General features: G+C 62.4%; 7 protein-coding genes. 2 read left to right on the top strand and 5 right to left on the bottom strand.

Translation table 11 applies throughout. The features are described 5' to 3' along the window. Positions 1–81: 81 nt before the first annotated feature. Positions 82–2,646 (bottom strand): DUF349 domain-containing protein, encoded by a 2,565-nt coding sequence (locus tag MA04_RS13250; protein WP_262460901.1) that lies wholly within the window; start codon positions 2,644–2,646, stop codon positions 82–84. Positions 2,647–2,766: 120 nt separating this feature from the next. Beyond that, complete coding sequence (locus MA04_RS13245; RefSeq protein WP_163127440.1) at positions 2,767–3,657, bottom strand: acyltransferase; 891 nt, start codon at positions 3,655–3,657, stop codon at positions 2,767–2,769. Positions 3,658–3,805: 148 nt separating this feature from the next. On the opposite strand from MA04_RS13245, the gene MA04_RS13240 reads away from it, so the two are divergent. Both MA04_RS13240 and MA04_RS13235 read left to right on the top strand, forming a co-directional pair. Then, positions 3,806–4,987: a CaiB/BaiF CoA transferase family protein gene (locus MA04_RS13240; RefSeq protein WP_262460899.1), complete on the top strand. Its 1,182-nt coding sequence runs from the start codon at positions 3,806–3,808 to the stop codon at positions 4,985–4,987. 36 nt (positions 4,988–5,023) lie between these two features. Continuing rightward, positions 5,024–5,977, top strand: coding sequence for a hypothetical protein (locus tag MA04_RS13235; protein WP_262460897.1), 954 nt, complete (start codon positions 5,024–5,026; stop codon positions 5,975–5,977). Positions 5,978–6,146: 169 nt separating this feature from the next. Here MA04_RS13235 and MA04_RS13230 read toward each other — a convergent pair whose 3' ends face one another. From MA04_RS13230 to MA04_RS13220, 3 genes are all read right to left on the bottom strand, one after another. Next, a complete protein-coding gene (locus tag MA04_RS13230) occupies positions 6,147–6,812 on the bottom strand; it encodes a TIGR04211 family SH3 domain-containing protein (RefSeq protein WP_262460896.1) in 666 nt (221 codons plus the stop codon). Between the two features lie 139 nt (positions 6,813–6,951). Further along, a complete protein-coding gene (locus tag MA04_RS13225) occupies positions 6,952–7,251 on the bottom strand; it encodes a YciI family protein (RefSeq protein WP_022995022.1) in 300 nt (99 codons plus the stop codon). Continuing rightward, the gene (locus tag MA04_RS13220; protein ID WP_163127443.1) at positions 7,229–7,870 is read right to left on the bottom strand and encodes an inner membrane-spanning protein YciB; all 642 of its coding nucleotides are present in this window, start codon (positions 7,868–7,870) and stop codon (positions 7,229–7,231) included. The genes MA04_RS13225 and MA04_RS13220 overlap by 23 nt, the downstream gene beginning before the upstream one ends. Between the last annotated feature and the right edge of the window lie 124 nt (positions 7,871–7,994).

The following is a 7,994-nucleotide window of genomic DNA, read 5'->3' as shown; positions in this document are numbered from 1 at the left end:
GAAGGTGTCTACTTTTTTGGGGCCGGTCCACGCTGTTAACTATTCACTATTAACTGTTCACTCTTCACTGTTCCCTGCTTTTTACGGCTGCATCGCCTGCAAGGCGGCCTGCAGGCGGCGGGCCAGGTCGGTGTCCAACGGGCCATCGGGGCGGGCTTCCAGTAGCCTCAGGGCTTCGTCCAGAGGCGACGTGTTGGCGCCGCCTTTCATGGCTCGCGGCAACTGTTCCAGTTGCCAGCTCAACCGCCGCTCCCGGGCATGCTCGGGGCTGTCGATGCCGGCCAGGGCTTCCAGCGCCACCGTCAGGGTCTGGTCATCCTCGCTGGATTCACCGTCGGGACTGGCCTCGATGCCCAGCACCGCCCGTTGCCAGCGGCGCCAGCGCGGCAGGGCCGCTAGGCGTTCCTGTATCTGCTCCCGCAGGCGCCGGAACTGGCGCTGGCCGGTGCGGCCCAGGGCGGCTTCGTCCAGCTCATTCAGTGCCGCCGCATGGTCGCGCAGGGCGCTTTCGTCCTGGCTGGCGAGCGGTTCCTTGAGGGCCGCCGCCACGTGTTCCAGCACCGCGATGCCCTCGTTCTGCTTTTCTTCCAGCTCGTTGCGCCGCTGTTCCAGACGGGCCTGCCGGGCGCCGAACAGGTCGTCCATGATGCGGCGGAAACGCTTCTGGTGCGGGCGGTGCCGGCCCGGTGGCAGCCAGTCTGCCTGGCGCCAGCGTTTTTGTAACTGCTGCGCCTCGCGGGTGGCACTGTCCAGGTCCTCCTGGGCGAGCAGGGCTTCAGCCTCCGCGATCATGGTCTGACGCTGCTGCTCGGCTTCCCGCCAGGCGCCTTCCAGTTGCTGATCGATTTCGGACAGCAGGGCGGAGAACCGTTTCTGTATATCCCGGGCGTCGGTGAAACGGACCGGCTGTAATGATTTCCACTCCTGCGGCGCCTGCCGGCGAATCTCCCACACCGCTTGCCAGTTGGCCCGCTGCCAGTCCTGGGCGGCGACGAAGTCCGCCAGCTGGCGACACAGCTGTTCCCGGCGGCGCAGATTGTCCGCCCGTTGTTCGTCGAGTTCACGGAAGTGGGCCCGGCAGGGTTCATAGGCCTGGTCAGAGGCGGCCTTGAAACGGTCCCATTGGGCTTGATCCTGGTCCTGGTCGGAGCTCATCAGCTCACGCCATTCATCGTGCAGTGCCTGGATCGCGCTGGCCTGTTCCTCGGCGTCGAGGTTACCGCCGATCAAAGCTTCCATCTGCTCGCACAAGTGGTCCTTCTTCGGCTGAGCGGCGAAGGCATGCCAATCGCGCAGTTCATTGCGGCGCTCTTCCAGGCGTTGCAGTTGTTTACTCAGCCAGACGTCATTTTCTTCTTCAAGTACTGCTTCAGCTTTCAGCCATAACCTGTTGGCATGCTTCAAATTACCTTTTTGCAGCTCTCGCCGGAGAGCCACTACCAGACCCTGGTGAGCGCTGCTGCCGGCTTTGGCTGGAGAGGGCGCCCGTGCCGAGGGCGCGGTGACTTCCGGTGCCGGAGCAGGGCGGTGTTGCAGTGCCCTGGGGGCCGGGATCTTGCGCGGCCACCGTTGGGACAGAGTTTCCAGCAGTTCGCGGTCTTCGCTCTGGCTCTGCTCGGCCAGTGCGATCAAGGTGTGCCACTGCTCCAACAATTGCTGGAAATGCTGGCGTTCGCCTTCCTCCACCGGCAGTTCCTCGGCGGCGGCCTGCCAACGGCGTTCCTGGGTGCCGACGGCGGAGCGCAGGGCGCCAAGCTGTGTGTCCCAGGTGTCCTCGGTAACGTCATCCAGCAATTGCCGGAGCATGGCCAAAGTGGCGCGGCGCTCCTCGAGAGCGGCGTCACGGGCCTGTTGCTTCTGTGCCTCGGCGGCTTGTTGCGCCAGGCGCTGATGGGCTTGTTCCAGCGCTTGCGTGGCGATGCGGGTCTGTTCTTCGTTGGCGTGCTCCGCCAACTCCGCCCAACGCTGTTCCAGTTGCTGCAGGCGCGCCAGGTAAAGGCCGTCGGCGGCCCGCTGCGCGTGTTGCCGCAGGGCTTCCGCCACCGCTGTGCAGTCCTGTTCCCGTTTGCGACGGTCCTGTTCCGCTTGCTGTCTGTCACGCAGCCACTCGCGGGCATGCCGGACCACGCGCTTGTCGCGCCCTTCCTTGGTCAGACGCTTCAGATGTTCCGCGCTTTCCAGTCGCTGGGCGGCGGCCAGGCGCAAGGCTTCATCATGGCCATGCAGAGCGATCTCACACAGGGTGTCGGCGTCACTCAAGGCGCTCAGCGCGGCCTGCCGGCTCTCGCTGTCCGCCCCGTTCTGGGCTACATGATAGAGAACCCTGGCGTTGCCGGTGTGGCGCAGCAGGTGCAACCGGGTATCGCGGTCCGGACCGTCCGACACCGCGCCGGCGAGCAGGGCCATCATCCGTTCGGATGCCGCCTCGCGCACCGGAGCGCTGTGGCTGTCGCGGGTCAGGGTATCGAGTACGGTCAGGTCCAGCAGCCTTTGTGTGGCGCTGGCCCGCACCTCTTCACTGGCATCCTCGCGCGCCAGGCTGGCGAGCAGGTCGGCCTGTTGCCGAGGGTCGAGCGTGTCTATGGCCGCCTTGCGAACAGCGGCGTCACGGTGTTGCCACCGGGGTTTGAATAGTTTGCCGAACATGGGCATCCCGTGGGAAAGAAGTCACCAGCATCAACGGCGCCCGATCAAAGGGCGCCGTTCGTGATTATCGCGACCGGTCGGATCCGGTATTTTGACGCCATACTATAGGCAAAGACCGGGTCAGGCGGAAAGGTGGGATTGTATCAGCGCGTCTTTTTCCGCCCAAATGTCGCTGATCCAACTCTGGAAGCGCTGGCGGTACTCTTCATCGTTCTCATAATCGCCCTGGTTGGCCCAGTCCGGAATGGGGCGCTGACGAACGATGACCTGGACCTTGTCCATGGCGCCGCCGAGAAACGCCAGCAGAGAGCGGTCGGTTCCGGGCGGATAGACGATGGTGATATCGAGCAGAGTGTGCAACTGGCCGCCCATGGCGCTGAGGGTGAAGGCAGCGCCGCCGGCTTTGGGTTTGAGCAGATGGCGATAGGGTGATTGTTGCTGGTCGTGTTTGTCTTGGGTGAAGCGGGTGCCTTCAAAGAAGTTCATCACCGACACGGGGTAATGAGCGTATTTTTCGCAGGCCTGACGGGTGGTTTCCATGTCCTTGCCGCGCAGCTCCGGATGGCGGGCGAGCTGTTCCTTGCTGTAGCGCTTCATGAACGGAAAATCGAGTCCCCACCAGGCCAGCCCCAGCAGCGGTACCCAGATCAGTTCCTGCTTGAGAAAGAACTTCAGCGACGGCACGCGCCGGTTGGTGACTTTCTGCAGCACCAGAATGTCGGCCCAGGACTGGTGATTGGCGGTAACCAGATACCAGTCGTCGCGGCGCAGGCCTTCAAGGCCCTCCACTTCCCAGCGCAGGCCGCTGCTGATGCCGATGATGAGATTGTTGATCGACATCCAGGTTTCCGCTACTACCACCAGAGCCTGGGAAAGCCGGACCCGGGCACCGTGCCAGGGGAGAATCAGCTTGATCAATGTCAGCAGGTAAAACGGACCAATGATCACCGTGGTGCTCAGAACGATGCCTGTCAGCGCCAGAATGCCGCGAATTTTGTTGTATACGGTCATGGATACGTTTGGATGGGAAAACCGCGATGCTAACGGACTTGCCGGTCAAAGTCCCATGTCCATTTCGGCCACTTTGACGATCGACTTGGCCATTGGCGCCGCCGCGCCAACGCCGTACGCTCAGGCGCGCATAACAAGGAGTAAACGTATGACCGGCCCCCTCAATTCATTGAAAGTTCTGGATTTCTCCACGCTGTTGCCGGGCCCGTTCGGCACTCTGATGCTGGCGGACATGGGCGCCGATGTGCTGCGCATCGAGTCTCCCACGCGCCCGGACTTCGTGCGGTTGCTGCCGCCGTCGGTGAACGGTGTGTCCGCCGCTCATGCCTATCTCAATCGTTCCAAGCGCGCCATGGCGGTGGACCTGAAACAGCCCGAAGGCATCGAGATCGTGCACCGGCTGGTGCGCGACTATGACATCGTGGTGGAGCAGTTCCGTCCCGGTGTGATGGACAAGCTGGGGTTGGGTTACGAGGCGCTCAAGGCGATCAATCCGGGGCTGATTTATTGCTCGATCACCGGCTACGGTCAGACCGGGCCGTATCGGCACCGCGCCGGCCACGACCTCAATTACCTGTCCATCGCCGGCATGACCGGCTACAACGGCCGGCGTGACAGCGGGCCGGCGCCAATGGCGTGCCAGGTGGCGGATGTGGCGGGTGGTTCCTGTCATGCGGTGATGGCGATACTCGCGGCGGTGATTTACCGTCAGCAAACCGGCGAGGGGCAGTACCTGGACATCTCCATGACCGACGCCGCCTTCAGCCTGCATGCGCTGACCGCGCCAGGGGCCCTGGTCGCCGGCGAGGATCCCGAACTGGAAGGCACCAAGCTCAACGGCGGCAGCTTCTACGATTGTTATCGCACCAGCGATGGACGCTATCTGTCCGTGGCCGGCCTGGAGCCGCAATTCTTCAGCCGGTTCTGCGAGGCGATTCAGCGGCCGGACCTCACCGCCAAGGGGCTGAGTTTTTCGCCGGAGGTGGTGGATGAGGTAAAAGGCGCCATCGCCGAGGCGATCGGCGCCCATCCTCTGAAACACTGGCTGCGGGTGTTCGCCGAAGTGGATTGTTGCGTGGAGCCGGTGTTGAGCTTTTCCGAGGCCCGTGAGCATCCGCAACTGAAAGCGCGCGACATGGTGGTTTCCGTACCCGACGGCCGGGGCGGTGAACAACCTCAGGTGGCTTCGCCATTCCGTTTCTCCGCCACCCCGGTGGGGTATCGTTTCGCCGGCGTTGGCCTGGGGCAGCACAACGAGGAAGTGTTGCGCGAGCAAGGCTTCACCGATGAGGAGATCGCCCGCTTGCGTGGAGCCGGCGCACTGGGCTGATTCCCGCCGCCGCGAAGCGGCGCTATGCTGAGCCCCATGAGGCGTGTTTTATGGCTGGGCGTGCTGGTGTTGAGTGGAGCGGTTCGCGCGGAGTCGCCGGATAGCTGTTACTCAGGGGCCAACGATACTCTGGTGGATCGCACCCACGGCTGGCTGTCACGCACGCTGTGCTGGCCAAGCCGCTGGGTGGACGGCTTTTTCGAGGACCCGGTGCGCGGCAGCAACGAACCGGCCTCCAGCCGGGTACGTGTTACCGCGGAGCAGGTGTGGCGCGACGATAACGACGATGCTGGCGACGTGGATGTGGACGCACGGGTCTGGCTTCCCAGTGCCGAACGCCGTTTCTCTCTGTTGTTTCGTAACCAGGACGAGGAGCAGGGCAGGGATACCCCGGCGACCCGGGAGCTCCCCACAGGCGAACGCGATGACGGTTTTCGTGGCGCGTTGCGCTGGGTCATCGACCGCTCCGATGCCATGGATCTGGACCTGGACGCGGGCGTGCGTTCCGACCTGACCACCTACACGCGGCTGCGTTACCGCCGTCTGTACCCGTTGTTCAATGAAACCGCCTGGCTGCGCTATACCCAACGCTTGTACTGGCGCGACCCGGAAGGTTGGGGCAGCCGTTCCCTGTTTGAGCTGGATCGACCGCTGACGCCGACTTCCAGCCTGCGTTTTTCCAGCGAAGTGCGCTATACCGAGGAACTCAATGAGGAGGACCTTGGGATGGGGCTGTTTCAGGGCGTTAACCTGTTCAAGCGGCTCGGGTCTCGTTCCGCGCTGAATCTGGGGCTGGCCGTGGGAGGCTTTAGTAAGCCGGGGGTGGTGGAGAATTACCGGGTGTATGCACGCTATCGGCGGAATGTCTGGCGGCCCTGGTTGTTCGTGGAGGTGGAGCCCTTCGTATTATGGCCCCGGGAGCAGGATTATCACGGCGTCAATGGCGTGGTGCTGCGCTTGGAGACCTTGTTTGGCAGGCTGGAGAGTTGACGCCATGGGCGAGCCTTCGCTTGCAAGGCAAGTCCTGCAGAGGCCTTGTCCGTGGCAGACTGGAGAGCTGTGGGAGCTTGCCTGCAAGCGAATTCTTGGACCTGAAAGCCCATTCGCTGCCAGGGCAGCTCCCACAGCGGCTCTGTGGTCCAGTCCATGGGGCAGCGGGTCAGTTGGCCCAATTGTTCCGGCGGCGTCCGGATTTGGATTTCAGCAGCAAGCCGCCGATGGCGCCAAGCAACAAGATGCCCACGCCGGTAATCCATTTGCGGGAGGTATTGTCATTGCGCAGCAGGGCGTTCTCCGCTTTCACCTGATCCAGCTCCGAGCGCAGCATGCTCAACTCCTCGTTGAGTCGGCGGTTGGCCTGATCCAGACGGATCGGGTCGGCGGCCACATTACGTAACTGATCCAGTTCATTACTGCGGGAGGTCAGGGAGGCGCGCAGTTCTTCCACTTCACCGCGCAGGGCATCGCGTTGACCTTCCATTTCCGCCATCTGCTGGCGCAGATCACTGGCGGTGCTGGTGGCTTTCTCGGTGTCCTGGGTCAGCTTCTGCAGGCGTAGCGCCGCGGTGGGCGTGCGGCTGATGTACTGCTTTTCCACATAGCCTTCCCGGTCGCCGTAGCGGATGTGGATCCAGTCGCCCTCTTCGCCGAGCAACTCCACCCGGGTGCCGCTTTTGATCCCCCTGTGCACAATGCGATAGCCAGTGCCGGCGCCGGCTCGCATGGGCACATAGATTTCATCGTCGATCCAGGCCGCGGCGGCATATACGGGGGCTGGCAAACACAGTGCCAGCAGCAGCAAGCCGCTTAACCATCGATTTTGCATTCACGAGTCTCCTTCTTATGGTACGGCAAGAGCAGTACGGCGCTATGAATGGGAAGCGCGGCGGCTATTCTTGCCGAAACAAGCGCGCTTTGCCGTAGTGCCGCGTACAGTATTTGTAAAAACGATCTTAAACAGGCTCTCAGGGCAGAACCTTCTTGAAGGGCTTCACCTGAACCTGGCGGTATACGCCGGCATCCACGTAAGGGTCGGCATCGGCCCAGGCTTGGGCTTCCGCCAGAGAGGGGAATTCCGCCACTACCAGGGAACCGGTAAAACCGGCTTCGCCGGGGTTGTCGCTGTCCACCGCCGGCAGCGGGCCGGCCAGCACCAGCCGGCCTTGATCTCTGAGCGTTTCCAGGCGCGCCAGGTGCGCGGGTCGTGCGGGCGTTCGCAGGGGCAGAGAGTCGGGCACGTCCTCACTGATGATCGCGTAAAGCATCGTTGTCCTTGTCGTCGGGCTTTTTGTCATTGGCGTCGCCGTGAAACAGACTCTTGCGGTCCGCCTCCGGCATGCGCTTGTAAAAATAGGCGAAAGCGGCCAGATAGAACACCATCTGGATCGCGGTGAAACCGAACAGTTTGAAATTCACCCAGAAGTCGGTGCTGAAATTGAAGGCGATGTACAGATTCAGCAGGCCGATGAAGATGAAATAAAGCACGAACGCCAGATTCAGCCGCCGCCAATCCTTCGCTTGCAGGGTGACTACCTTGCCAAAGGCACTGCGCATCAGGCTTTCGCAGAGACGTTGCAGCAGATTGCGGTGTTTCAGGAAATGGCCCACGGCCAGAATCGCCGCCAGCACGAAACTGATGATGGAAGGGCGCCATTTAATGAAGACGTCGTTGTTCAAGGCCAGGGTCAGGCCGCCGAAAACCAGGGTGATAGCCAATACCACCAGATGCAGACGGTGCCAGCGCTTCCAGATCAGGCGCCCGGCGATGACCTGGAAACTGGTGGCGGCGAGCAGCCCCCAGGTGGCCAGCATGATATCCCGGCCGCTAACGAAGTAGAGGCCGAAGAACACCACCACGGGCAAGTAATCAAATAGGGTTTTCATGGCGACATTACTTTCATAGCGACGTTGTCCTCCCGGAGGACGCATGTTATCGGGAAGCGCGGCACAAATCACCCGCCCCGGTCCATGATGGGGATTGGTCGGCGGTTATGATAGTGTGCCACCA

This window comes from Alloalcanivorax balearicus MACL04, from assembly GCF_025532145.1.
Taxonomy (GTDB): Bacteria; Pseudomonadota; Gammaproteobacteria; order Pseudomonadales; family Alcanivoracaceae; genus Alloalcanivorax; species Alloalcanivorax balearicus.
The sequence above is the reverse complement of the archived record's forward strand: the minus strand, read 5'-3'. Positions and strand labels throughout refer to the sequence as shown.